Origin of the sequence: Delftia sp. DS1230 (assembly GCF_040112715.1) — a bacterium.
Lineage (GTDB): Bacteria > Pseudomonadota > Gammaproteobacteria > Burkholderiales > Burkholderiaceae_C > Comamonas > Comamonas tsuruhatensis.
Map to the genome: position 1 here is coordinate 4,291,367 of NZ_CP157763.1, position 24,095 is coordinate 4,315,461.

The window sequence follows — 24,095 nt, forward strand, 5'->3', positions numbered from 1 at the left end:
TTGGAATCCATGCACATCACCCACCACTTCACCCCCGGCCTGCGCTTCGCCGCACGCTGGAAGTACGCCGCCCGCGCGCCATCGGGGCGGGCCTGTTGGTCGCGGCTGCCGCTGGGGCAGCCGGATGCGGGCAGGGCCGATCCGCATGGCGCCTGGTGGTGTGTGCGGCGCTGCGCTGCCGTGCTGCGGCGGGAGATGTGGCAGTCGGTGGATCTGCCTTCAGACATACCCTTGCGGCCGGGGCCGGAAGATGTGGCGCTGGCCCTGAACGCGCTGATGCCGCGCTGGCAGGTACAACTGAGCGCGGGGGCCGGGCACATGTCCATGCAGTCCTGCACCCGGGCAGTGATGGCAGGAGGCGGGGCGGTGCTGCAACTGCAGTCAGAGGCGCTGCACCGGCGGCCGCAGAGCACGTTCTGGGCCTGGGTGATTGGCGTGGAGATGCATCAGAAAATGCGGCCCGCACCGGTGAAGCCATGGCCGTCATGCCGTGCGCCAAGCCCTGCCGCGCTACTCGCCATTCCCTTTGGCTGGAGCATGCCTTGGGCCTGCGGCTATGCGGCGCGGGTGCAGATGAACCGCGACGGGCATTGCGATGTGGACGGCATTGACGGGCAGTGGCGCGAGTGCCGCTGCCTTGCCGCAATCACGTGGTCGCCCGCGCAACGCGGCAATGCAGGGCCATTGACGGGGCCCGCACTGTGTTGAAGTCCACCACGACAAGGCTCCACATGGCTGAGACCGCGCACGTCACCCACCGCTTCACCCCTGGGTTGCGCTTTGACGGGCTGTGGACGTACGCGGCGCGCATGCCGTCAGGCCGTCGCTATTGGGCGCGACTGCCGGCAACCCGCGCAGGCGGCGTGGCTGCAGCAGATCCACAGCGCGCGTGGTGGTGCGTGCGCCAGTGCGTTGCGGTGCTCAATCGCATGCCCTGGCATTCCGTGCATCTGCCCCCGGGCCTGCCTGTGCAGCCGGAATGCGGCGATGTGGCATTGGCCCTGGGCGCAATGCTTGCGGACTGGAACGTCAAGGTGCTTGATGAGAGCACGGCACAGGCGCCGCTGCTGCGCAGCACCGATGCGCTGCTTGCCAATGGCTGCTCTTTGCTGCAGTTGCAGGCCGAAGATGCGAGCGATGGCGCGCCACCCGTTTTCTGGGCCTGGGTGGTCGGCGTGGAAATGCATGAGAAGTTCAAGCGCGCCAAGCGCACTTCGGCCTTTGACGTGCCCGGGCGTCCTCGCGCCCTGCTGATCTGGCCCTTCGGCTCGAAATCTCCCCTGACAAGGAACCACGCCTTGAGGATGACGGTGGATGGCGAAGGGCTGTGCGGTGTGGATGGCATCGATGCCCGCCGGGGCCGGTACCGGTGCATCGGGACCATTACCGTGGCGCAGTCGGACAACCACAGCGCTGGCAACGGCGGCCTTTCCGGATCCGAATAATGCAAAAGCCCGACGACGCACCAGAGCCATGTGAGCGGGAGGTTCCGCAGGAAGACATCCGTCTCGATCACCGCCTCATCTGCGGCCTGCGCTTTGATGAGCACTGGCAATACAGGAGACGCACGGAATCGGGCCACACCAGTTGGACACAGCTGCCGATGGCATCCGACCCCGTTGCCCCGGCCGACCCCTATGGCGTCTGGTGGTGCGTTCGCCGGTGCACCTTGGTGCTGGAGCAGCGAAGCTGGCTGTTCCTGCAGCTTCCCACTCACCTGCCCGCTGTTGCCGGCGTGCAGGAGATGGCGCAGATCCTCGATGTGCTGATGCCCGATTGCAACGTGCAGGCACATGCGCAATGCGCCGAGACACACTTGCTCTGCGCCCATGCGGTGGAGCAGGCAGGAAGTGCATTGCTGATGCTGGAGTCGCCGGAATGTGACGGCCCCAAGCCCGGCATTTTCTGGGCCTGGGTGGTGGGCTACGAGCCGCAACTGCCTTTGCCGTGCACCGAAGATTGCGTTGCACCCGACACGTGGCAGCCACTGGACATACAAGCCATGGCACCGCCCCAGGCCCTGCTGGTCCTGCCCTTCGACTGGACCATCCCCTGGTCCAGCGGATACCCCACCCGGATCCAGGTGCAAGCCGACGGGTCCTGCCATCTGCAAAATGCCGACGGGCCATGGCACCCATGCCGTTGGCTTGGCACTGTCACGCTTGGAGCCAGGACCGCACCGGCCTGACGGTGGCCCGCCTGCCTCTCAGATGCGCGGCGTGTACTTGAGCGTGAACATGAGGTTGCGCGGGTCGCCGAAGTCGTTGTTGCCGTTTTGCTCGGCAAAGCCGGGGATCCAGTAGCGCTTGTCGAAGACGTTGTTGAGGTTCATGGCAAGGCTGACTTCGGGGGTGAGCTGGTAGGCCAGGCGCATGTTCCAGACGGCGAAGCCGGGGACCTTGAAGGAGCGGTCATAGCCCAGGGTATGGGTCTGTGCAGTGAAGCCGGCACCCACGTTCAGGTGGCTCCATTGACCGGGCAGGCGATAGGCGGCCCAGGCGCGCAGCATGTGCCGGGGCGTCCAGGTGCTGAAGACCTTGCCCTGGTTGACGGGGTCGCTGAGGAACCTGGTGGTGTTGTACGTGTAGCCGGCCATGAGCTGCAGGCCGCGCAGCACTTCGCCGCTGACTTCGGCTTCCAGCCCCTGGCTGCGCACCTTGCCCGAGGCGGTGGAGCAGTACCAGTCGTCGCAGGCCATGCCGGAGGCTACGTCGTTGACGGCGCGGTTCTTGTGGTCATAGCGGAACAGGGCCAGCGAGGTGTTGACGCGCCCGTCCAGCAGTTCGCCCTTGAGGCCGATTTCGTAGTTGGTGCCGATGATGGGGTCCAGCACGTTGCCGGCCACGGTGCGCTCGGACTGCGGCTCGAAGACGCTGGTGTAGCTGCCGTAGGCCGACCACTGGGGCGTGAGCGCATAGACCAGGCCCGCATAGGGCGTGATCTCGCCCGAGGCGGTGATGGAGGTGCGGGCGTTGGACAGGGGCACGCTGTAGAGGTAGTCGTACCAGCTGGCGCGTGCGCCCGCAATGGCGCTCAGCGGCTCGGCCAGCTTGGCACGCCAGCTGGCGTAGATGCCTTTTTGCTCCACGTCGTACCGTGGCAGGGTCTTGATCCCGCCCCCGGCCATGATGGTGTCCAGGTTCTGCCAGGGCCGGTTGTGGTCGATGTTGAAGATGTTGCCGCCCGGCGTGAAGGTGCGCGCATACATGTCGTTGGATTTGTACCGGGAGTAGTTGGCGCCCAAGGTGATTTCATTGCGCAGGCCCAGCGCCTGGAAGCGGCCGTTGACGAAGGCGTCCAGGCCGACCTTGGTGGAGTCGAAGTCGGTGACCCAGTTGGCATAGGTGAGGCCGCTGCCGTCGGCCGCGACGTTGCCGTGCATGCGCTGGTGGGCGGAGGTGTTTTTCTCGCTCATGCGCAGGGTGGAGACCTTGAGCCTCCAGTCGGCGTTGAAGCGGTGGTCCAGGTCGGCATAGAAGGTGGTCTGTTCTATGCTGGCCCGGTTCCACCAGGCGCCGACGAAGGTGGAGCGCGGCAGGCCGAGGTCGCGTCCATCGGCAAAGCGCGGCAGGCCCCGGATCATGGGGCGGCCGTTGCTGTCGGAGTGGCTGATGCCCAGGCCCACGGTGGTGTCGGGGCTGATGTCGTAGTCAAGGGCGGCGTACAGGGAGCGCGTGCGGTCGTTGACGTAGTCCACGAAGGAGTGGCTGCGCGATTCGTCCAGCACGACGCGGCCGCGCAGGGTGCCTTCGCTGTTCAGGGGCCCGCCCGCATCGAGCTGCAGGCCGTAGCGGTCCCACGAGCCGGCACGGGCGGTGATGGCGACGGTGCGCTCCGTCTGCCCGCGCTTGCGCACGAGGTTGACGGCACCGCCGGGGCTGCCCGTGCCCTGCAGCAGGCCGGAGGCGCCGCGCAGCACTTCCAGCCGGTCATAGAAGACCATGCCTTCGGTGCCCCAGTTGCCCAGGGCGTAGTTGTTGCGGGGGATGGCGACGCCGTCGTACTGCCAGGCGTCGATCTGGAAGCCCCGGGCCGAAAGCACCATGCCCTGCCCCACGCCCTTGACGCCCACGGTCCCGGTGACGTTGTTGGCGGCCACGCGCAGGTCGGTGATGCCCTGGTCGTCCAGCTGGCGGCGCGTGAGCACGCTGACAGATTGCGGTATGTCCTTGAGCGCCTGGTCGCCCTTGGTGATGCTGATGGCGCGCGCGGCCAGGGATTCGGAGCCCTCGGTGATGGCGCTGCGCTCTGCCTTGGCCGAGACGTTGACGGGCGCAAGGGTGAGCGAGCCGGTGGCCGCCCCCTGGGGCATGCGCCGCACGATGACGGCGCTGCCGTCGATTTCCGCATACAGGCCGGTGCCGGCCAGCAGGCGGCCCAATGCCTCGGAAGCGCTCAGGCGGCCTTCGACGGCGGGTGCGGTCCTGCCCTCCACCAGTGCGGGCTGCACCATCAATTCAAGCCGAGCCTGGCGGGCCAGCGTGTCCAGTGCCTGCGCCAGGGGCTGGGAGGCGATGCGGATCTGCACCGGCACGGAGGCCATGGCCGACGCGCCGCCCGCGCCAGGCAGCGCCTGCAACGGAGCCTGGGACTGGGCGCGGGACGGCGCGGCCATGGTGGCCAGCAGCAAGGCCGTGGCCAGGGCCAGCGGGACGGGGGTGAAGAGGACGGAACCGGGAATGGAGCCGGGAATGGAAATGGAACTGGAACGGGGCATGAGGGAAATCTCCGGAAGGCTGCGAATACGAATCCTTCTCAGGTAGACGCACGGCACGGCAAAACCCCAACCCGCCCGTGAAAAATTTTTGAGGAACTCGCAGCGCCCGTCTCAGGGCGCGGCGACGATGAGGGTCTGCGCGCCTTCCCCACCCTGGGGGTCGAGCAGGCGCACGGGCAGCACCTTGGGCAGGGCCTTGCGGAAGTTGTCCAGGCGGCGCGGGTCGAAGGTGCCGGACAGGCGCATGGCGGCCACGGCAGGATCGCGCACCGCCAGGCGCGTGGGGCCATAGCGCTCGAATTCCGCCAGCGCCTGCGACAGCGGCACGTTGTCGAAGCTGACGCGTCCGTCGCGCCAGGGCGCGATGCCGGCAGGCGGCACGGCGCCGACAGCCGAGAGGCGGCCATCGCCATCGGCCTGCACCTGCTGGCCCGCAGTGAGCAGCACGGCATCGGAAGGGCCGGCCGCAGACACCCGCACCTGCCCTTCCTGCACGGCCACCTGCACCGGGCTGCCGGCCGTGTGGCGCACGGCAAATTGGGTGCCGACCACGGTGACCTTCACGCTGCCGGCGAGCACATCGAAGGGCCGGTCCGCATCGCCGTGCACCTGGAAGACGGCCTGCCCTTCGGGCAGGCGCACTTCGCGCCGCTGGCGGTACAGCGCCACATGCACGCGGGTGGCGGTGTCCAGCCGCAAGCGGCTGCCGTCGGGCAGCTCCACGTTCAACTGCTGGCCGCGCCCGGTGGCGTAGTCCTGGACAAACAGGGGCCGGCTCTGCCAATGCTCCCAGGCCATGCGGCCCGCGCCACCGGCCACCAGGAGCACGGCGGCCGCCAGCGCGGCACGGGGCACGGCGGCCGTGCAGCCGCGCAGCCAGGCCAGCGGAGCGGACCATGCTGGCCGGGCTGGCTGGACAGCGGGGGCGGGCCGTGGCTGCGCCCTTTGCCCGAGCAGGTCCGCGGCCTTGTCGGCAGCCAGTTGGCGACGCAGCTGCTGGACGGCGGTGTCAGGCAGCGTATCAAGGCGGCGCCAGTCGGCCTGCCAGCGCTCGAAGGCGGCCCGGTGGTCCGGATCGACGGCCAGCCAGGCCTGGAAGTCCGCATCATCGAAGGCGGCCTGCGGCTGCTGGCTGAATTGCGCAAACCAGTCCAGCGCCTGGGCATCGGCGCTGCGGCTGGCATCGGTGGGCCGGGCTGGGGGGAGGTGTTCAGTCATGCGAATGACGCAGGCTACAGGGAAGCAGACGCACGGACAGCCGCGAACCCAACCCCGCGTGCGGGGCATACGGGGTGAGGGCACAGGCCGCAGTCCGCGCAGGCCATGCAAGGTCTGGCCTCATCGAGCGTCTCCCGGCCGGGGCGATGCGGCGGGCGCAGGCGTGCCGTCCATGCGGTCCTGGCAGGCGCGGCAGGCCTGCATGCCCAGCTTGATGTGGCGCTCGACCATGGTGGTGGAGATGCCCATGTGCCGGGCCACTTCCGCCTGGGACATGCCGTCGAACTTGTGCAGGATGAAGGCCTCGCGGCAGCGCAGCGGCAAGGCGCCGATGGCGGCCAGCAGCGCTTGCACGGACTGGGAGGACATGGCGGCGATCTCGGGCTCGCAGGCCTGGGGGCCGGCCAGGTCATCCGCGCCCTGCGCCTGCTCCGCGCCCTGCGGCCCGGCATCCAGCGGCGCATGCGCTCCACGCACCTCGCTGCGGCGGTACTGGTCGATCACCAGGTTGCGCGCCGTGCGGTACAGCAGGGCACGCGGTTCGGCAATGCCCTCTCCAGAGCGCTGCACGGCCAGCAGGCGCGCATAGCTTTCCTGTGCAAGATCCTCGGCCGTGTCGCGATCCTTGACGGCCCTTTGCAGGAACCTCAGCAGTTCTCGGTAATAGCGTACGACCACGGGAGCCAACAACGGATCAGTCAACGGATGGCCATGCCCGGCCGCCTTGGCCCAACGGCAGGCGGTGCCGGGGGCTGCGAAGCGGCGAGTATAGACAGTTGAATGAGTTTCAATCTCAAACAGGAATAAAAAGAGGGCCGGCCGTGCGGCCATGCCACGTGCTCAGGTCGGCGTGTCCACGTCATCCCAGTCATTGCCCTCGAAGCGCACCAGCCAGTTCAGGGCGTGGTGGCGCTCCATGAGCACGTCGGCGTTCAGCCCCGCGGGCGCGGGCTGCTGCTGCACCTGGGCCTGGCGCACGATCCAGTGCAGGCGGTAGTGCTGGTCCAGGGCGTCGAGGATGTCGCTGTCGGGCCGCATGCGTGCGGCATGCAGGGCGCCTTGCAGGTCGCCGGCCTGCAGCAGGACGCGCGAGGTGAGCGGCACGTCGCAGATGGCATCGGGGAACGGCAGCGCATCGACCAGGCCCAGCGCCCATTCCAGCAAGTACGCGGCTTCGTAGCGCCAGCCGAACTTGGCGATGGCCTCTTCGGAGGGCTGGGCAGTGGCAATGAAGTCACGCTCGTTGGGGGTGAGCGCGGCCTGGGCGGCTGGCAGGCGCTGGAACAGCTCGTCGGGCGTGAGCGGTTCGCCACTGTTCATTGCTTCGTTCAGCGATTCGGCGCGCACGGCCACGGCCAGCAGGGCAAAGGCGCGTGCGGCGATCTCGTCGGGCGCGCGCATGCGCAGTTCGGGCTCGGAGATCAGCGGCGGCAGGCTGGCCGATGGCATGAAGCCGCGCTGCGCCAGCGCCTGCTCGCTGCGCTGCTTGCGCTGCCAGGCCTGCTGCGGATAGGGCAGCGCGGCCTGTTCATCGGGCTCGGCGCCGTTGGCGGCCAGCAGGATGCGGCCCTGCGGGTCGCGGATGCTGCCGTCCGCCAGAAATGCGATGGCGTTGGCGCGCTGCGCCCAGCCGGCAAAGGCATCGAGCTGCTCCGGCGCAACGCCCAGGCTCAGGTGCTGCTGTACGCGCTGGATATGGCGCATGGCGTGGTAGCGGTTGCGCGTCATCTGCCCATCGCCGCGCCCCAGCACATAGCCGACAAAGCCGGAAAGATGCGGTGCCAGCTCGGGGTCCGACAGATCGCGGCGCCCGGCCAGCGTGTGCGGAAAGTCAAGCGCAGGAAGGTCCCAGACGGTGCAGTAGGCGTTGATGAGTACTTCGTCCTTTGCAGCATCCGCCTGGGGTTCCTGCTGCTGGCGCTGGTGTTGCTGGTGTTGCTGGTGTTCCTGTGGGCGAGCGGGCTCTGGGGCAGGCTTGCTGAATGCGGTCTTGAGGCGGGTAAGGAGGTTTTTCATGTTCACGGACTGGGTTCCGGGATGGGCTCCGGGATGGGGAACAGCAGGAATCGCCCTGCCTCTTGGCCACGGTACGGCCTGCAGATGGCGGGTGACTCAGCCCCCCAGCTCCAGCACCGCCATGCGGTCATACAGCGTGGCCCGCGAGATGCCCAGCTGGCGCGCCGTGGCCAGCTTGTTGCCGCTGTTGGCGGCCAGGGTGGCGGTGATGGCCTTGCGTTCCAGCTCGGCCACCTGCTGGGCCAGGGGGCGCAGCAGGTCGGTGTCGGCGGGGCTGTTGTGGGCAGGGGACGGGGCGGGTGCAGTCTCGGGGCCCGGCGCGGGGGCGGCAGGTTCCACGCCGGATGAGCGCAGCACTTCGCGCAGTTGTTCTGCGTTGATGGCGGTGTCTTCGCTGCGCATGGCGGCCTGCTCCAGCACGTTGCGCAGTTCGCGGATGTTGCCGCGCCAGGTCTGGCCGGCCAGCAGGGCCAGGGCGTCGGGCAGGAGTTCTGGCGGGGGCATGTCGTTGCGCAGGGCCAGTTCTTCGGAGAGGACTTCGACCAGGGCCGGGATGTCGCGCCTGCGTTCGCGCAGCGGCGGCACGCGGATGGGCAGCACATGCAGGCGGTAGAAGAGGTCTTCCCTGAAGCGGCCGTCGCGCACCATCTGCGGCAGGTCGCGCGAGGTGGCAGCGACCACGCGCACGTCAAAGCGCACGAGCTGGTTGGAGCCCAGCGGTTCGATCTCGCCTTCCTGCAGCGCGCGCAGCAGCTTGGCCTGCAGGTTCAGGGGCATGTCGCCGATTTCGTCGAGGAACAGCGTGCCGCCGTCGGCCAGCTTGAATTTGCCGTCGCGCGGCTTGCGGTCGGCGCCGGTGAAGGCGCCGGGGGTGACGCCGAAGAATTCGGCCTCCAGCAAGGCGTCCGGCACGGCGGCGATGTTGACGGTGACGAAGGGGCCGCCGCTGCGGGCCGATGCGGCGTGGATGGCATGGGCCAGCAGCTCCTTGCCGGTGCCGGTCTCGCCCAGCAGCAGCACGGGGCTGAGCGACTGGGCCGCGCGGCGCGCCTGGCGCTTGACCTCCACGGCGGCCGGGCTGCTGCCTACAAAGCTGGCAAAGCTGTACTTGGCGCGGCGCTCGCCCTGCACGGCCACGCGCAGGCTGCGGTTGCGCTGGGCGGCCAGCTCGCGCCGGGCCTCGTCCAGGTCGCGTTGCAGAACGGCGAACTTGCTGATCAGGGGCTGCAGCGTGGTCTCCGGCTGGTCGAACAGCACGATGCCGATGGCGCCGATGACCGCGCCCGCATCGTCCTTGAGCGGGATGCGGCTGACCACGAAGGTGCCGGCGCGGTTGGTGAGCAGGTCGATGAGCACGGGCTCGCCGGTTTCCAGCACGCGGCGCATGCGGGTGTTGGGGATGACGTCCTCGACCATGTGGCCCAGGAACTCATCCACCGAGGCCACGCCCAGGTCGGGCAGGAAGCGCTGGTAGCCCTCGTTGACCCAGACGATGCGCCCCGCCCTGTCGGCCAGGAACATGCCCTGGCTCATGGTGGAGAACAGCTGGAACATGGAGCGCGCTGCCAGCGCGAGGATGCCGTCGGCATCGAGCGGCAGGGGCTGGACCAGGGTGGGTGTGGGCGGCATGGATGGCATCCTAGCCGAGTCGCCCCTGCCAGGCTGCGGCACTCAGCCCTGCTCGATGGCGACCTGGGTGCAGATGGCGCAGCACATCTGCGCAGCCTGCTCGTTGGCGATGAAGTAGTAGATGCTGACGCCTTCACGGCGCCGGCCCAGCACGCCGGCCTGGTACAGCGTGTTCAGGTGCTGGGACATGTTGGGCTGCGTGGTGGCGATGCTGGCGAGCAGCTCGGTCACGTTCTTCTCGCCATTGCACAACACGCTGATGATCTTCAGGCGCACGGGCGCCGCCATGGCACGGAACAACTCCGCAGCGCTCTCGAAAACGCTGTCGTCGCTCAGGTCCATGCTGTCATTGCGGCTGTCCATAGGCGTCTGTCATCCTGGTATACGGCGGGAGGGCAAGGGGGCTGGCATGCTTTGCCGCCCGACCGGGCTAGTTTATAGCCCGCAGGGCGGCAGCGCAGGCTCGGTGCGGCTTGATGGACGGCAAGCCGCCCTGTCATCGCTCAGAAATCAACCGTGGCCGACAGCATGAAGGTGCGCGGTGCGCCCAGCCCGAGGCTGGTCCACAGCGGCGTGGCCCAGTAGGCCTTGTTGGCCACGTTGGTGATGCTGCCGCGCAGCGTGAGCGGATGGCCGGCCGCCGTGGTCACGTAGCGCGCGCCGATGTCGAACACGGTTCGGCCCGGCACGGACAGCGAGTTGTCGGCATTGATGTACTGCCTGGAAGCCGTGGTGGCGTTGGCCGTCAGCGTCAGGCCCTGCACGGCGGGCAGGTCCCACTCCACGCCCAGCTTGCCCTGCAGCCTGGGCACACCCGCCGCCAGCTTGCCCTGGTTCACGCCGCCTGCCGTGCGGGTGAGCTTGGGCTGTACGTAGGCAATGCCGCCCATCAGGCGCACGCCCGTGACCACGTTGCCGAAGAAGCCCCATTCCACGCCCCGGTTGCGCTGCTCGCCGCCGAAGGAGAAGACGTTGGAGACGGGATCGGTGTAGCCGTTGGGCCGCTGGATCTCATAGAGGCTGAAGGTGTGGGCGAAGTCGCCCAGGTCCAGCTTCAGGCCCAGCTCCTTTTGCCGGGACTTGTAGGGCGCGAACACTTCGCCCGCGTTGGCCGCCGTCATGGGTGCGGTGGCGCCCTGGCTCAGGCCTTCGATGTAGTTGGCGTAGACCGAGACACGCTCGCTGGCCTTCACCAGCAGCGCGGCGGCGGGCGTGGTGGCGCCTTCGTCATAGCGCGCGGTGCGCGCGCCCGTGGCCACGTTGAAGGTGTCGCTGAGCACCTGCTGGCGGCGCAGGCCCAGGGTGAGCTGCACGCGGTCCTGCGCAAAAGACAGGGTGTCGGCCACGCCGATGCTGGTCAGCCGTAGTTCGGTGCGCGAGATCGGGGGCGCGTTGAAGCTGGTGGCCGGGCCCCAGATGGGGTGGTAGATGTTGGTGATCCAGTCCTGGGCCAGCACGTTGCGGCGGCCGAACTGCTTGTCGGTATGCGTGTAGTAGGTGGCGTTGAGCGCCCACTGGTGGCCCACGCCGGCCGTGTTGAACTTGCCCTTGAGGCCGGCCTCGGCCGACTTCTTGTCCATCTCGAAGCCCAGGTCGGCCAGGTTGGTGCGGTAGTCGCCGGCCGTGTTGAAGACCTGGATCAGGTAGGCCCCCGTGGAACGATACCGGGTCTTGCTGGTGCCCACGGCGGCATAGGCCGTGACGCGGTCGCCCAGGTCGAGTTCGCCGCGCACCATGGCGCCCTTGTCCTTGGTGTCGTAGAAGGCCCAGCTGGGGTTGAGCAGGGTGTCGGCCTTGGGCGGCCTGGGCACGGGCAGGCCTGCGGCCAGGTTGATGCCGCGGTTCAGGCCGTCGGTGCGGTCCTCGCTGCTGTACAGGTCGGCCGACAGGCGGGCACGGTCGCCGCGCCAGTCCAGGCCCAGCGAGGCCAGCCGGGTCTCTTTTTCCTGGTGGTTCACGGCGCCGTCGCCGTCGCGCAGCACACCGTTGAAGCGGATGCCGAACTGCTTGCGCTCGCCGAACCGCCGGCCCAGGTCGATGTGGGCGCCCAGCTGCGCATCCGACATGAAGGAGGTGGTCAGCCGCGTCAGCGGCTCGTCGCCCGCGCGCTTGGGTACGAGGTTGACCGTGCCGCCCACCGAGCCGCCGGGCGGCATGCCGTTGAGCAGGGCCGAGGGGCCCTTGAGCACGTCCACGCGCTCGAACATTTCTGGCGATGCGCGGTAGAACGGCGCCACGCCGAACAGCCCGCCAAACGTGACATCGCCGATGCTGGAGCTGAAGCCGCGAATGGAGTAGTTCTCGCTGATGATGCCGGTCATGCCCGTGCTGAACACGGTGGGGTCGGCGGCCGAGATCACGTCGGTGATGTCGCGGGCCTGGCGGTCGGCGATGAATTTCTCGGTGTAGCTGATGGTGTTGAAGGGCGTCTCCATGAAGTCCTTGTCGCCCAGCAGGCCCATGCGGCCGCCTGTGGAGACCTGGCCGCCGGCATAGGCTTCCGGCGCCTGCTGAGCCTGTGCGCGCACGGTGACGGCAGGCATGAGCACGCCGCCGTCCACGGGCGCTGCCGCGTTGCGGTCGCGGCCCAGGGTGTAGCTGCCGTTGGCTTCGCGCAGGGCGCGCAGGCCCTGGCCGCGCAGCAGCTCGGCAAAGCCTTCGGCCACGCTGTAGCTGCCCGACAGGCCTGCGCTGCTGCGGCCTTGCAGCAGGCTGGAATCCACCGTCAGCTCCACGCCGGCCGATGCGGCAAAGGCGTTGAGCGCCTGGCCCAGCGGGCCGGCCGGGATGCTGAAGGCGCGGCGGGCCTCGCCGGGTGCCGCCCCGGAGGCGGCTCCAGATGCGGCCCCCTGGGCAGCCGCCTGCGCCAGCGCGGACGGCATGGCCACGGCCAGGCCCCCCAGTGCCAGGCCCGCCATGCAGAGCATGTGCACGGCGATGGCCGTGTGCCTGCAGGCAAAGGCCGGGTGCGGCAGGGGGCGCGATGCGCCGTTGTGCGCGGGGCGGGATGGATGGCGTAGTGCCATGCGGGACTCCTTTCGATTCGGGTAGGCGTTGGGTGTTTCACCTTGTCTTCCGAACGAGAAAGCCAAACCCTCAATCGAGAATGCGATCAATTTGCAACCGCAGCGGCCACCGGGCCCGCGCCCGCTGCCGGCGCATCGCCGTAGCCCTTGAGCACGTCATCGACCATGAGCTTCACCGAGGTCACGCTGGCCGCCGTGACGTACCAGGCCTCTGAATCGACGAAGACCACGCGGTTGTTCTTCCAGGCGCTGGTCTGGCGCAGCAGCGGGTTGTCCATGCCTGCGGCGTCCATGCCGGGGCGGCGCTGCATGATGGCCGTGCGGTCGATCACATAGAGGATGTCCGGGTTGGCCTGCTGGATGAATTCGCTGGAGATGGGCTGGCCGTGCAGGTCGGCCTCGGCCGCCGTGCTGGCGGGCCTGACGCCCAGCGCGTTGAAGACAAAGCCGTAGCGCGACTGCGGCCCGAACGAGGTGAAGGCGCCGTTGTTGTGCATGACGATGAGGGCCGTCTCCTTGCGCCCTTCGGTGGCGCGCCGGGCCTGGGCCACCTTGTCGTCCATCTCGGCGGCCTTGGCGCGCGCCAGGTCCTGCTTGCCGAAGATGCGGCCCAGGGTCAGCAGGTGATCGCGCACGGTGTCCAGGTGCCGGGTGCCGCTGTTCCTGAAGTCCACGTCGAAATGAACCGTGGGCGCAAAGCCCGAAAGCTCCTGGTAGGCGCTGGCCTGGATGGGCGAGATCAGCACCAGGTCGGGCTTGAGCGCATGCACGCGCTCCAGGTTGGGCTGGACGATGGAGCCCAGGTCCTGCACGTTGGCATCGTCCTTGTACCGGGCCAGGAAGTGGGGCACGAAGTCCTTGGGCATGCCGGCAATGGGCACGCCGAGCTGGTCGAGGAAGTCGGCCTCGTTCATGTCCAGCGCGGCCACGCGCTGCGGCGGGCGCTCCACCACCGTGGTGCCCAGCTGGTGCTGCACCGTGACGGGCGTGAACTCGCCGGCCGCCGCCTGCGGCGCTGCGGCCTGTGCCGACGGGTTGGCGGGCCGGTCGCAGGCCGACAGGGCCAGGGCAGCAGCCAGGGCCAACATGGGAGCGTGATGGGGAACGCGGAACAGACGGGTCACGGGCTTTCTCTCCTGAAAAATGGCATGCATTGCTTGACTGTTTTTGGTGGCGCCGGTGCTCGGCTCAGGCCCGGCCGCGCCCGCGCACCATGAGCGCGAGGAAGTAGCTGCCGCACACCAGGTTGACGAGGATGCCCACCGAGGTGCGGTAGTTGAAGACATGCTCCACCGCCAGTTGCGCCGCGATGAAGATGGACACGGCCACGGCGCAGCCCAGCGGCAGCGTGACCCGGTGGCGCGCCGTGCCCGCCAGCGCATAGCTGATGTGGGCCACGAAGATGCCCATGAAGGCCGTGGGCCCCAGCAGGCTGGTGGACACCGCCACCAGCGCGGCAATCAGCGCCAGCTGCAGGCGCAGCTGGCGCTGGTAGTGCACGCCCAGCGAGATGGCCTGCTCGCGCCCCAGGGCCAGCACGTCCAGCACGGGCAGGCTGCGCCGCACGATCACGCAGGCCACGGCCACGATCAGCGCCGACCACAGCAGCTGCGCGGGCCGGGCGCGGTTGAACGAGGTGTAGCTGTAGCCCTGCAGCACAGAGAACTCTCCGGGGCTGATGCGCAGCTGCACGAACTGCGTGAAGGTGCCTATCACCATGCCCAGCACCAGGCCCAGCAGCAGCAGGAAGTACACGTTGTCGCGCCCCCCGCCCAGCAGCCAGCGGTGCAGGGCCCAGGAGTAGCCCAGCATGCAGGCCACCGACAGCCAGAAGTTGCCGCTGGGGCCCAGCACCACCAGGCTTTGCACGCCCATGGCCAGCACCAGCAGCGCCTGCAGCAGCAGGTAGACCGCCTCATAACCCATGATGGCGGGGGTGAGGATGCGGTTGCCCGCAAGCGTCTGGAAGACGATGGACGACAGCGCAATGCAGATGCCGCCGATGACGATGGCCGACAGCCGCGTCAGCCGCCGTGCAATGACGTAGCCGAAGTCCAGCCCCGAGCCCAGCAGCACGAAGCAGGCCGCCAGCGCGGCCACCACCAAGGCAGCCGCAATCCACGCGGTGGTGTGAGGCAAGGCCTTGCGCATCACGGCCTTCTGCGCAGGATGAGCACGAGGAACAGCACGCCGCCCACGCTACCCGCCGTCAGGCCGATCGGCACCTCGAAGGGGTGCATGATCAGCCGGCCCACGATGTCGCAGGCCAGCAGCAGCGAGGCGCCGCTGAGCGCGACGATGGGCAGGGTGCGGCCCAGGTTCTCGCCGCATCGCATGGCCACCAGGTTGGGAATGACCAGGCCCACGAAGGGAATGGCGCCCACGGTGATGACCGTGGCCGAGACGGTGACCGCCACCAGCACCAGACCCAGCGTGGCCAGCGCCGGATAGCTCAGCCCCAGGCTGGTGGCCATGCCCTCGCCCATGCCCAGCACGGTGAAGCGGTGCGCAAACGCATAGGTCAGCACCACGATGGGCACGATGAGGTAGATGATCTCGTAGTGGCCCTGCACAATGCGCGAGAAGTCGCCCAGCAGCCAGCCCTGCATGCTTTGCAGCAGGTTGTGGCGGAAGGCATGGAACTCGGCAATGGCGCTGAGCACGCTGCCGTACATCAGGCCGACCACGGGCACCAGCACCAGGTTGCGCAGGCGCATGCGGCGGATGATGGCCACGTACAGCAGGCTGGCGCCCAGGCAGAACACCAGCGCGAACACCATGCGCCAGGCCACGCCCCACGCGCCCGAGGTGAAGGCCGAGGCGGGCGCCACCGTCAGCGACACCAGAATGCCCAGCTTGGCCGCGTCCAGACCGCCGCAGGTAGCAGGCTCCACAAAGCGGTTCTGCACGATCTGCTGCAGCACGACGCCGCACACCGACAGCCCCACCCCCGTGAGCACCAGCGCTGCCAGGCGCGGCAGGCGGCTGGCCGTGAGGGTGAGCCAGGCATCGCCCGACAGCGACAGCAGTTGCCCCCATTCCACCTGCCGCGCGCCGGTGAGCACGGAGGCGCAGCACAGCGCGGCAAACGGCAGCAGCCACGGCGCCAGGCGCGGGACCTGCGTCCCGGTCTTTGGCTTCGCAGGCTCGCTCAACGGAGGTCCTCACCCGTGCCCGTGCCCGTGCCCGTGCCCGCTACCGTGCGCGTTCTCGCAATGCGCCAGCCCTTGGCGGCGCGCCGCCGCGCCAGAAAGCGCGCGTACAGGCCCGGCGCCTGTGCCAGCTGCTGCGGCGTGCCCTGCTCGCTGACGCGGCCCTGGTCCAGCACGATGATCTGGTCGGCCATGGCCACGGTGGACAGCTGGTGGGCAATCACGATCAGCGTGCGCCGGCCGCGCAGCCGCGCCAGCGCCTGGGCGATGGCCGCCTGGTTTTCGGCATCCAGCGCGGCCGTGGCCTCGTCGATCAGCAAAATGGGCGCATCCTTGATGAGCGCACGCGCGATGGCGATGCGCTGGCGCTCGCCGCCCGACAGGCGCGCCCCACCCTCGCCCACCGGCGTGTCCAGGCCCTGCGGCAGGCGCTCGATGATTTCGGCCACGCCGGCCTGGCGGGCGGCTTCCATCACCTCGGCATCGCTGGCCTGCGGGCGGCCCATGCGGATGTTGTCGGCAATGGAGCCCTGGAAAAGGTAGCTGTCCTGGAAGATCTGGCTGATCTGCCCGGCCAGCCGCTCGCCCGCGATCTGGCGCACGTCGATGCCGCCCACCAGAACGCTGCCCTGCTGCACATCGAAAAAGCGTGCGATCAGCCGCAGCACGGACGACTTGCCAGAGCCCGAGGCCCCCACCAGCGCCGTCATCGAGCCCGGCTCCACGCGCAGGCTCAGGCCGCGCAGCACCTCGGGCTGGCCCGGCGCGTAGCGGAACACCACATCGCGCAGCTCCACCGAGGCATCGCGCGGCGCCTGGGGCACGGCAGGCTCGGGCAGCGGCTGGACCGCGAGGATGTCGCGCACGGCATCGAGCTGCACGCGCGCGGCGCGCAGCGAGTCGGCGTAGCCGGCCACCTCCAGCAGCGGATCGACATGGCGGCAGGCCAGCAGCAGGGCCACGATCACGGGGATGGCGGCTTCCATTCCCATGCCCATGCCCTGTGCTGCAACGCCGCCCAGGCGCTCGTCCAGCCACAGCGCGCCGGCCACCAGCAGGGCCGCAAACACGGCCTGCAAGGCCCAGCCGTTGAGCACGCCCGACAGCGCCGCCAAGCGGATGGATTGCGCGCCCGATGCGCGCTGCCGGCCCAGGGCCTGCTCCAGCCAGCGCGTGCCGCCGCCTTCGCCATTGAAGGCGCGCAGCACGGACTGCGCCTGCGCAAACTCCACCATGCGCTGGCTGGCGCCGGCCATGCTGCGCTGCAGGCGCTCGTCGGCACGGCGGCCCAGGTACGCGGTGACCAGCAGCACGCCTGCCAGCAGCGGCAGCGCCAGCAGCGCAATCAGGCCCATGCGCCAGTCCATGGCACACAGCGCGGCCACCACGGCAACGGGCGCCACGGCGCCGCTGAACACGGGCGTGAACACATGGGCCGGCAGCTGGGCCACCTCCATCATTCCCTGCGAGACAACGTGGTTGAGCCGGGCCGTGTTCTCGGGGGTGAACCATCCCACGGGCAGGCGGGCCACATGGTCGCCCAGCCGGTGGCGCGCCACGCGCAGAACGGCGGCGCCCAGGCCCAGGCCGGCCTTTTCCACCTGGCGCTGCCAGGCCCAGCACAGCACCACGCCCGCCAGCAGCACGGCCAGCCAGGCCGCGGCGCCGCGCGTATCGCCTGCCAGCAGGCGCGACAGCACGGGCACAAGAGCGGTGACAACCAGGCCGCTGAGCAGGCCATGCAGCACGGCCATGCAGGCATAGCGGCGGAAAAGCCGGGCGTCGTCGCCCAGCAGTTGCATCAGGGTCTTCAGCATGGGGGCAGCTCCGGGGCCAGGGCGGGGGTGGAAGGCAGGGATTGGGAGGGCTGTGATTCGTACCCGCCCAGCGCCCACAACCGTGCGTAGCGTCCGCCCAGCGCCAGCAGCTCGGCATGGCGGCCGCGCTCGCGGATGGCTCCGCCTTCCACCACCAGGATCTGGTCCGCATGCATGACGGTGTCCAGCCGGTGAGCGATGACCAGCAGGGTGCGTCCGGCGGCCAGGCGCGACAGGGCTTCCTGGATGGCGGCCTCGCTCTCGGCATCGGCAGCGGCCGTGGGCTCGTCCAGCACCAGCACGGGCGCATCCAGCAGCACGGCGCGCGCAATGCTCACGCGCTGCTGCTCGCCGCCGGACAACTGGGCGTCTTCGCCGATCACGGAGTCATAGCCGCGCGGCAGCGCCAGGATGCGTTCATGGATGTGGGCGGCGCGCGCCGCTTCTTCCACCTCCTGCGCGCTGGCCGAGGGCCGGCCCAGTGCGATGTTCTCGCGCACGCTGGCATGCACCAGGCGCACGTCCTGCAGCACAAAGGCCATGTGGCGGTAGAGCTGTGCGGTCTCGACCTGCCGCAGGTCCACCCCGCCCAGCGTGATGCGCCCTTCGTTCGGGTCGAAGAAGCGCAGCAGCAGCCGGGCGAGCGTGGACTTGCCCGCGCCCGAGGCACCGACCACGGCGGTCACCGTGCCGGGCCTGAGCGTGAAATCCATGCCCTTGAGAACGTCATGCCCCGCCTCGTAGGCATGGCCCACGCCTTCGAAGCGGACTTCGCAGCCTTGGGGCAGCCTGCATTGATCGGCGGCCGGTTGCTCCAGCACGGGCGTGCGCAGCAGCGCCTGCACGCGCTGGGCAGCGCCCGTGGCGTGATTGAGCGCATGCAGGTTGAAGCTGAGCAGCTGCAGCGGCGCGCTGATGCCCGGCGCCACCAGGGCAAAGGGCAGCACGTCCACGGGCGCCATCCAGCCCAGGGCCGTGAACAGCGTGCCAAAGGCCAGCACCACGCCCAGCACGGCCACGGGCGCGATCAGCGCATTGGCATTGGCGCGCGCCGACACCAGCGGACGCGCAAAGCCTAGGAAGGCATCGGTAAAGCCATCGACGGCCTCGCGGTAGCTGCCATGGGCTCGGCCGCTGGCGCCAAAGGCCTTGACCACGGGAATGCCGTGCACGAACTCCACCACCGCGTTGTTGATGCGCGCCAGTCCCGCGCCAAAGGCCGGCATGTGGGCGCCGCTGGCCTGCATGGCGTGGCGCATCACCAGAAAGAAGATGCCGAACGGCAGGGCCGAGACCAGGGCCATGCGCCAGTCCATGGCCACCAAGTAGACCGCAGAAGCGGCCACCGTGCCCGCGCCGCGCCCCACCGTGGTGTAGAAGTGCGCGGTCAGCTCGTGCAGGGTGGCCACGTCGTCCTGCATGGCCTGCTTGACCTGGCCCGAGGCCCGCTCGGTGAACCAGCCCAGCGGCACACGCGCCAGCCGCTGCATGGCCGACAGGCGCAGCCCGTGGGTGAGGCGGTTGTCGGCCAGATGGGCGACCAGCTCGCCCGCCGACACCAGGGCCATGCCCGCGAACAGGCAGACAAGGCACAGCGCGATGACGTGCCAGGCATCTGCCGCCACCATGCCGCCATCGGCCAGCGCCAGCCGCGCGATGTGGGCGATGCCGGCCAGCGGCGCCAGCGCCAGCACGGCGCCCGCAAACGACAGCAGCGCGGCAAGAACAAGCTGCGCGCGGATGGGCTGCAGCGTCTGCGCAATGGGGCCGGGGCCGGCCTGGGCGTCATCGGCCTCGGGTGAGTGCATGGGTTCTCCTGGAAGGCATGGCGGAACAGAAAAGAACAGAAAACAAGGGCTCTTGCCTGTCTTCCGAACGAGAACGCCAAACCCTCAATCCCCAGGGGCAGAAAGTTGAATCAGCCGGTAACGGGTTCCGAGAAACGGGGAAGGCGCCGCGATGAAAGAAGCCTCAGCCCGCCGCCTGCACCGTGACCCAGTAGCGCGTGCGCGAGACCACCTGCACAGGCAGGCCCAGGGCCAGGTTGTGCAGGGCGCGGTCGGTGTCGCGCAACGAGAACACGCCCGTGACGCGCAGGCCGGCCACCTGCGGGTCGCAGCGCAGCAGGCCCGTGCGGTAGCGCGCCAGTTCGGCCACCAGCTCGCCCAGCGGCATGTTGTCGGCCACCAGCACGCCGCGCGCCCAGGCGGCGGCACTTTCCTGCGCAGGCACAGGAGCCCGGGCCTGCTCGCCAGTGAAGACGGCGCCCTGCCCCGCATCCACGCGCACCACCTGGCCCGGCGCCCTGGCAGGACGCACCTCCACCGCGCCCTCGAACACGGCCACGCGGGACTGCTCATCTTCCTGGCGCAGCGTGAAGCGCGTGCCCAGGGCCTGCACCGTGCCGTGGCGCGAGCGCACGCGCAGCGGGCGCGGTGTGCTTTGCGGATCGGGCGCGGTGGTGACGAGGATTTCGCCGGCGCGCAGCAGGATCAGGCGCTCGGCCTCGTCAAAGCGCAGGTCGATGGCCGAGGCCGAGGCCAGCACCACCTGCGTGCCATCCGGCAGCGTGATCTCTCGGACTTCACCGCGCGCCGTGCCATGGCTGGCGGCGGCGATTTGCCATGCATCGGTGCCGCGCACCACATGGGCAATGCCTCCGGCCGTGGCCATGAGGCCCAGCAACTGCATGGCACGGCGGCGGCCCCGGGACGCAGGCGACGCAGCGGAGGTGTCCGCCAGCGTATGCCGCGCGATGCCGCCGGGCACGCTGCGCAGCTTGTCGTCAAAGGCCTGCAGGCGGCCCCAGGCCAGCTCATGCCGGGGATGCTCGGCCCGCCAGCGGACGCAGGCGGCTCGGTCTTCATCGCTGGCGTCGTCAGCCCACAGCCGGGCCATCCATTCGGCGGCGCGCTGGACAATGGCCGGCTCCAGCAGCTCGCTGGAGGCGTCGGGCGATGCCGGTGATGAGGACATGCGGGCGGGCCGGCCGTTCAGCACACCGGGCCGTGCAGCGCCTGGTAGCAGGCCAGCAGGCCGGCAGCGATGTATTTCTCCACCGAGGACACGGACACGCCCAGCTCGGCCGCGATATCTCGGTAGGCCATGCCATCGAGCTTGCACAGCAGCAGGGCCTTGCGCGCCTTGGGCGGCAGGCCGTTCAGTGCGGCATCGATCTCGACCAGGGCCTCCAGCGCCAGGGCGCGGGCTTCCTCGGAGGGAGCCATCTGCTCGGGCAGCAGGGCCAGGGCTTCAAGGTAGGCCGCCTCCACGCGGCGGCGCCGGTACAGGTCGATCACCAAGCCATTGGCGATCTGGGTGAGATGGCGGCGGCGCTCATCGGCCGGGGGAACGCGGCCCGTGCGCAGCAACTGCAGGTAGACGTCGTGCGCCAGATCGGCCGCATCAAAGGCATTGCCCAGCTTGCGGCGCAGCAGGCCGCGCAGCCAGCCGTGGTGATCGGTGTAGAGAATTTCGACTTGTTGCTGAAGCGCAAACTCGGCGGCGGCCACAGTACCCCTCCCTGTGCCCCAGGGCGCAGGCACGCCGGGGACGTATGACAAATGAGAACCATTTGCATTTTATATGGAAGCCAGCCCCCGCCGCCGCGACGCACTAGCGCTGCGGCAGGCCGGGCAGTATGGCGTTCAGGTCTACCGCGTTGGCCATGGCGCGGTTGCCTTCGTCGCCAGGATGCAGGTGGTCGCCCGAGTCGAAGCGCGCCGCCATGCGTGCCGGGTGGGCGCTGTCGCGCAGCACGGCATCGAAGGCGCCGCCCAACCGTATCCATGCATTCACCTGCCGCCGCAGGTCGTCCTTGCCGTCCTGGTAGTAGTCGTCCAGCGGCGTGCCTGGCAAGGCGCCCTCGAAAGGCGGCAAGGTGGCGCCGATCACGCGCAGGCCGTGGCTGCGCGCCCTGGCAACCAGCTGGCGATAGCCCTCTGCCATGTCCTGCAGCGTGGGGCGCTGCGCCCGCGGCGCAAAGGCCGTGCCGGGCCAGGAAATATCGTTGATGCCCAGCAGCACGATGAGGCTGCGCACACCGGGCTGGGCCAGCACATCACGCTCCAGCCGCGCCAGGGCATGCTCGCCCATGCCATCGGACAGCAGGCGCGCCCCCGAGATGCCGGCATTGACCACCGCCGCGCCGTGCGGCGCAAGGCGCGCGGCCAGGAAATCCGGCCAGCGGCTGTCTCTGTCCAGGCTGGCCGTGGCACCGTCGGTGATGGAGTCGCCCATCACCGCTACCACGGGCGCCGCAGCTTCTGCCTCGACCTCTATGCCCGCCAACAGCGGGCGGGCCGTGCTGCTGATTGCGCCAGGGTCCGAAGTCCGCAGCGCCGCAGCCGCGGACTGGTCGCCCGCCACGATCCAGCCGGTCTGACGCCCATCCCAGTGAAAACTCTGCACAGGCGTGGCACCGGGCAGGTACAGGCTCACGGCCACCTGCGACAGCGAGGCCAGCGGCAAGGCCACAGGGTCGCTGACCAGGGATGCGCCTGCGGCAATGGTGGCTTGCGCGCTGCCGCCAAAAGTCACGGCCTGCAGGCTGCCAGCGTCAATGGCGCCCTCCGGCAACGGCTTTGCCACGGTCGCCCTGCCCACGGTCACAGGCTGGCCGCCGTAGGCGTTGGACAGCACGATACGCAGGCGCGGCCCGCCCAGGCTGATGCGTGCCACCTGGCGCACGGTCTGGTCCTGCAGCACAGCGGGCAGGTTGGTGGGAAAGAGGAAGTCCGCCCCCCAGACCGGCTGCGGGCTGGCCTGCCACGTGGCAGCCCAGTGGGAGACTCCAGCCGAACCCGCCGGCGCCGTTGAATCCGCCATGGCTGGCGTGGAAATCACAAGCGCCAGAAGGGCCGCGCCCGAGGCCGTGGAAAGCGATGGAAAAAGTTGCAGCATGCAAGGAATCCGATGTCTGTCGATGGCGGGATCATGGATTCAAGGGCTGCGCGGGACTAGACGGTCTGCTGGAACACCATCTGTGAATTTAATTCACGATGAGGCCTGTGCTGTGCTTTGGCAGCGAGGATGGGTTTGGCGTGCCCAGATGGTCGCAGGGACGGCAGGGAATGGCGATGCGCCGTTGCCATTCTTTTCCTGCCCTTGAAGTTAGGCTGCATTTAACTGAACTTGCTTTGTGCTGTGCGCCGTGGCGCTTTTTTATCACCAATTTTAGACGGAGCTTTCCATAGTATATTTTGTATATATACTATTTCTTGAAACGGATGATGATGCAAACACTTGTTATAACAAAAATACAAGTTGATGTTATTATGGAAAATTTATTATCAATAAAAGGTATTTTGAAATTAATAATGCTCTTAAAAAGAAATAGAAGGAAAATATATGCCATTGCATATACTTTATTCTTCGTACATTTGATTTTTGTTACGCAATATATTGAGAATATAAAAACCAGCGTATCTACTGAAATTAAATAGATGGCAGATATATCGCCTGATGCCCAGCAGGTAGCGGGCCACATAAATGCTGTGCATGCTATGAAACTGTAATTCCTCATTTTATTTACAGGGGCAGGTGAATCCATTTATGTCGCCGGATTTAAATGCTTCCCACGCCTTCTTTGCACTCTCAAATAGAGAGCTATCCTTACTGGGGACAATCGATTCCTTGCCTATATGAATAAGAATTTCCGCAGCACTCTCTTGTCCAGTCCACAGTTGAAAACCCGAGTGAAATGGGAACGTCGCATCTTGTATAGTGTGCAATGCCGCGCCGAAATGGAATAGTGCTGAGTCCATATCGCCAGATTTTTTGGCGTTCAGCGCTTTCTGCGATTCATTTTTTATAAATTTATTTGTGGCGGCACATGCCCCTGCTTTGGTCTGACCGGGGCGTCGCATCGCGTGCATATGACTAAACTCCGGCGTTTGGTGCTCAGCGCTATCGGCCCACACATGACCTCTTGCGACGGCCGACAATTGTGATTGACTTATCTCTTTGCCAAAAACCAAATAACCGGCTCTTTGATGCACGTATGCGCCTTTCTGGGAAGCCCATAACCCTAATGGGTCAATTTTTTGTAATGAAATCAATGGATAGATACTTTTATTCATGCCGCCGCTTAACCCAATAGGATCCTGATTGACATAAATCCCCACCACCGGATCGTAATACCGATGCCGGTTGTAATACAGCCCCGTCTCCCTGTCATGGTGCTGCCCCGGCAGCCGGATCGCCTGGTGGATGCCCTGCGGGTTGTATTCCTGCAGCACATTGCCCCAGGGGTCCAGCTTCGCGGCCCAGGCCACCTGGCCGTTCTGGTCCGTCAGGGCCATGGGTGTGCCCAGATGGTCGCAGTGGTAGTGGTGGATGGCGATGCGGCCGTGCTGTTCTTTTTCCTGTTCCTGCAGCTGGGCCTGCATGCTGCCCAGCGGGCGTGTGGGTGCTGTCTGCCTGTTCACCCAGCGTGGCTTGGGCGCCGGGCGGCAGGTCCAGCGTGTGGGGCAAGTGGCGGGCAGCGTCTTGCTGCACGGCACTAAATAAGAGTTATATC

The 24,095-nt window shown here is 67.9% G+C and carries 18 protein-coding genes and 1 pseudogene; 3 read left to right on the forward strand and 16 right to left on the reverse strand.

Annotated features, from left to right (window positions below):
• The first annotated feature begins 9 nt into the window (after positions 1 to 9).
• From AAN986_RS19400 to AAN986_RS19410, 3 genes are read left to right on the forward strand one after another with little or no spacing between them, the layout of a single operon-like run.
• Positions 10 to 708, forward strand: a complete 699-nt coding sequence (locus AAN986_RS19400) for a hypothetical protein (protein ID WP_047218314.1) — start codon at positions 10 to 12, stop codon at positions 706 to 708.
• A complete protein-coding gene (locus AAN986_RS19405) occupies positions 651 to 1,445 on the forward strand; it encodes a hypothetical protein (protein ID WP_241150371.1) in 795 nt (264 codons plus the stop codon). Before AAN986_RS19400 ends, AAN986_RS19405 begins: the two co-directional genes overlap by 58 nt.
• Complete coding sequence (locus AAN986_RS19410; RefSeq protein ID WP_047218312.1) at positions 1,445 to 2,188, forward strand: hypothetical protein; 744 nt, start codon at positions 1,445 to 1,447, stop codon at positions 2,186 to 2,188. Before AAN986_RS19405 ends, AAN986_RS19410 begins: the two co-directional genes overlap by 1 nt.
• An 18-nt stretch (positions 2,189 to 2,206) precedes the next feature.
• Here AAN986_RS19410 and AAN986_RS19415 read toward each other — a convergent pair whose 3' ends face one another.
• The 16 genes and pseudogenes from AAN986_RS19415 to AAN986_RS19490 form a co-directional block, all read right to left on the reverse strand.
• Positions 2,207 to 4,717: a TonB-dependent siderophore receptor gene (locus AAN986_RS19415; RefSeq protein ID WP_082138083.1), complete on the reverse strand. Its 2,511-nt coding sequence runs from the start codon at positions 4,715 to 4,717 to the stop codon at positions 2,207 to 2,209.
• 111 nt (positions 4,718 to 4,828) lie between these two features.
• The gene (locus AAN986_RS19420; RefSeq protein ID WP_046988654.1) at positions 4,829 to 5,935 is read right to left on the reverse strand and encodes a FecR domain-containing protein; all 1,107 of its coding nucleotides are present in this window, start codon (positions 5,933 to 5,935) and stop codon (positions 4,829 to 4,831) included.
• A gap of 120 nt (positions 5,936 to 6,055) precedes the next feature.
• Positions 6,056 to 6,613: a sigma-70 family RNA polymerase sigma factor gene (locus AAN986_RS19425; RefSeq protein ID WP_047471487.1), complete on the reverse strand. Its 558-nt coding sequence runs from the start codon at positions 6,611 to 6,613 to the stop codon at positions 6,056 to 6,058.
• Between the two features lie 162 nt (positions 6,614 to 6,775).
• Complete coding sequence (locus tag AAN986_RS19430; protein ID WP_047218310.1) at positions 6,776 to 7,951, reverse strand: DUF4272 domain-containing protein; 1,176 nt, start codon at positions 7,949 to 7,951, stop codon at positions 6,776 to 6,778.
• A gap of 96 nt (positions 7,952 to 8,047) precedes the next feature.
• Positions 8,048 to 9,580 (reverse strand): sigma-54-dependent Fis family transcriptional regulator, encoded by a 1,533-nt coding sequence (locus tag AAN986_RS19435; protein WP_047218309.1) that lies wholly within the window; start codon positions 9,578 to 9,580, stop codon positions 8,048 to 8,050.
• Positions 9,581 to 9,622: 42 nt separating this feature from the next.
• Positions 9,623 to 9,943 (reverse strand): metalloregulator ArsR/SmtB family transcription factor, encoded by a 321-nt coding sequence (locus AAN986_RS19440; protein WP_016449629.1) that lies wholly within the window; start codon positions 9,941 to 9,943, stop codon positions 9,623 to 9,625.
• 140 nt (positions 9,944 to 10,083) lie between these two features.
• Positions 10,084 to 12,606: a TonB-dependent receptor gene (locus AAN986_RS19445; RefSeq protein WP_047218308.1), complete on the reverse strand. Its 2,523-nt coding sequence runs from the start codon at positions 12,604 to 12,606 to the stop codon at positions 10,084 to 10,086.
• An 86-nt stretch (positions 12,607 to 12,692) separates the two neighbouring features.
• Positions 12,693 to 13,730 (reverse strand): siderophore ABC transporter substrate-binding protein, encoded by a 1,038-nt coding sequence (locus AAN986_RS19450; RefSeq protein ID WP_016449631.1) that lies wholly within the window; start codon positions 13,728 to 13,730, stop codon positions 12,693 to 12,695.
• A 64-nt stretch (positions 13,731 to 13,794) separates the two neighbouring features.
• The gene (locus AAN986_RS19455; RefSeq protein WP_017405488.1) at positions 13,795 to 14,757 is read right to left on the reverse strand and encodes an iron chelate uptake ABC transporter family permease subunit; all 963 of its coding nucleotides are present in this window, start codon (positions 14,755 to 14,757) and stop codon (positions 13,795 to 13,797) included.
• Complete coding sequence (locus AAN986_RS19460) at positions 14,757 to 15,761, reverse strand: iron chelate uptake ABC transporter family permease subunit (protein WP_016449633.1); 1,005 nt, start codon at positions 15,759 to 15,761, stop codon at positions 14,757 to 14,759. The genes AAN986_RS19455 and AAN986_RS19460 overlap by 1 nt, the downstream gene beginning before the upstream one ends.
• Positions 15,758 to 17,575 (reverse strand): ABC transporter ATP-binding protein, encoded by a 1,818-nt coding sequence (locus AAN986_RS19465; RefSeq protein WP_047218307.1) that lies wholly within the window; start codon positions 17,573 to 17,575, stop codon positions 15,758 to 15,760. The genes AAN986_RS19460 and AAN986_RS19465 overlap by 4 nt, the downstream gene beginning before the upstream one ends.
• Positions 17,569 to 19,383, reverse strand: coding sequence for an ABC transporter ATP-binding protein (locus AAN986_RS19470; protein ID WP_047218306.1), 1,815 nt, complete (start codon positions 19,381 to 19,383; stop codon positions 17,569 to 17,571). The genes AAN986_RS19465 and AAN986_RS19470 overlap by 7 nt, the downstream gene beginning before the upstream one ends.
• Positions 19,384 to 19,546: 163 nt before the next feature.
• Positions 19,547 to 20,551, reverse strand: coding sequence for a FecR domain-containing protein (locus tag AAN986_RS19475; RefSeq protein ID WP_047218360.1), 1,005 nt, complete (start codon positions 20,549 to 20,551; stop codon positions 19,547 to 19,549).
• Positions 20,552 to 20,568: 17 nt separating this feature from the next.
• Positions 20,569 to 21,087 (reverse strand): sigma-70 family RNA polymerase sigma factor, encoded by a 519-nt coding sequence (locus tag AAN986_RS19480; RefSeq protein WP_043792729.1) that lies wholly within the window; start codon positions 21,085 to 21,087, stop codon positions 20,569 to 20,571.
• Positions 21,088 to 21,190: 103 nt separating this feature from the next.
• Entirely contained in the window at positions 21,191 to 22,477 is a 1,287-nt protein-coding gene (locus AAN986_RS19485; RefSeq protein WP_047218305.1) for an SGNH/GDSL hydrolase family protein, read from the reverse strand.
• Between the two features lie 1,154 nt (positions 22,478 to 23,631).
• Positions 23,632 to 24,073 (reverse strand): annotated as a pseudogene (locus tag AAN986_RS19490) (RHS domain-containing protein); the annotation flags it as partial.
• Positions 24,074 to 24,095 lie beyond the last annotated feature (22 nt).

Excerpts from the sequence above, each read along its gene's own strand:
- AAN986_RS19400 (WP_047218314.1), top strand. The coding sequence starts at position 10 with ATGCACATCACCCACCACTTCACCCCCGGCCTGCGCTTCGCCGCACGC.
- AAN986_RS19410 (WP_047218312.1), top strand. The coding sequence starts at position 1,445 with ATGCAAAAGCCCGACGACGCACCAGAGCCATGTGAGCGGGAGGTTCCG.
- AAN986_RS19415 (WP_082138083.1), bottom strand. The coding sequence starts at position 4,717 with ATGCCCCGTTCCAGTTCCATTTCCATTCCCGGCTCCATTCCCGGTTCC.
- AAN986_RS19420 (WP_046988654.1), bottom strand. The coding sequence starts at position 5,935 with ATGACTGAACACCTCCCCCCAGCCCGGCCCACCGATGCCAGCCGCAGC.
- AAN986_RS19430 (WP_047218310.1), bottom strand. The coding sequence starts at position 7,951 with ATGAAAAACCTCCTTACCCGCCTCAAGACCGCATTCAGCAAGCCTGCC.
- AAN986_RS19435 (WP_047218309.1), bottom strand. The coding sequence starts at position 9,580 with ATGCCGCCCACACCCACCCTGGTCCAGCCCCTGCCGCTCGATGCCGAC.
- AAN986_RS19440 (WP_016449629.1), bottom strand. The coding sequence starts at position 9,943 with ATGGACAGCCGCAATGACAGCATGGACCTGAGCGACGACAGCGTTTTC.
- AAN986_RS19445 (WP_047218308.1), bottom strand. The coding sequence starts at position 12,606 with ATGGCACTACGCCATCCATCCCGCCCCGCGCACAACGGCGCATCGCGC.
- AAN986_RS19455 (WP_017405488.1), bottom strand. The coding sequence starts at position 14,757 with ATGCGCAAGGCCTTGCCTCACACCACCGCGTGGATTGCGGCTGCCTTG.
- AAN986_RS19465 (WP_047218307.1), bottom strand. The coding sequence starts at position 17,575 with ATGCTGAAGACCCTGATGCAACTGCTGGGCGACGACGCCCGGCTTTTC.
- AAN986_RS19470 (WP_047218306.1), bottom strand. The coding sequence starts at position 19,383 with ATGCACTCACCCGAGGCCGATGACGCCCAGGCCGGCCCCGGCCCCATT.
- AAN986_RS19475 (WP_047218360.1), bottom strand. The coding sequence starts at position 20,551 with ATGTCCTCATCACCGGCATCGCCCGACGCCTCCAGCGAGCTGCTGGAG.
- AAN986_RS19485 (WP_047218305.1), bottom strand. The coding sequence starts at position 22,477 with ATGCTGCAACTTTTTCCATCGCTTTCCACGGCCTCGGGCGCGGCCCTT.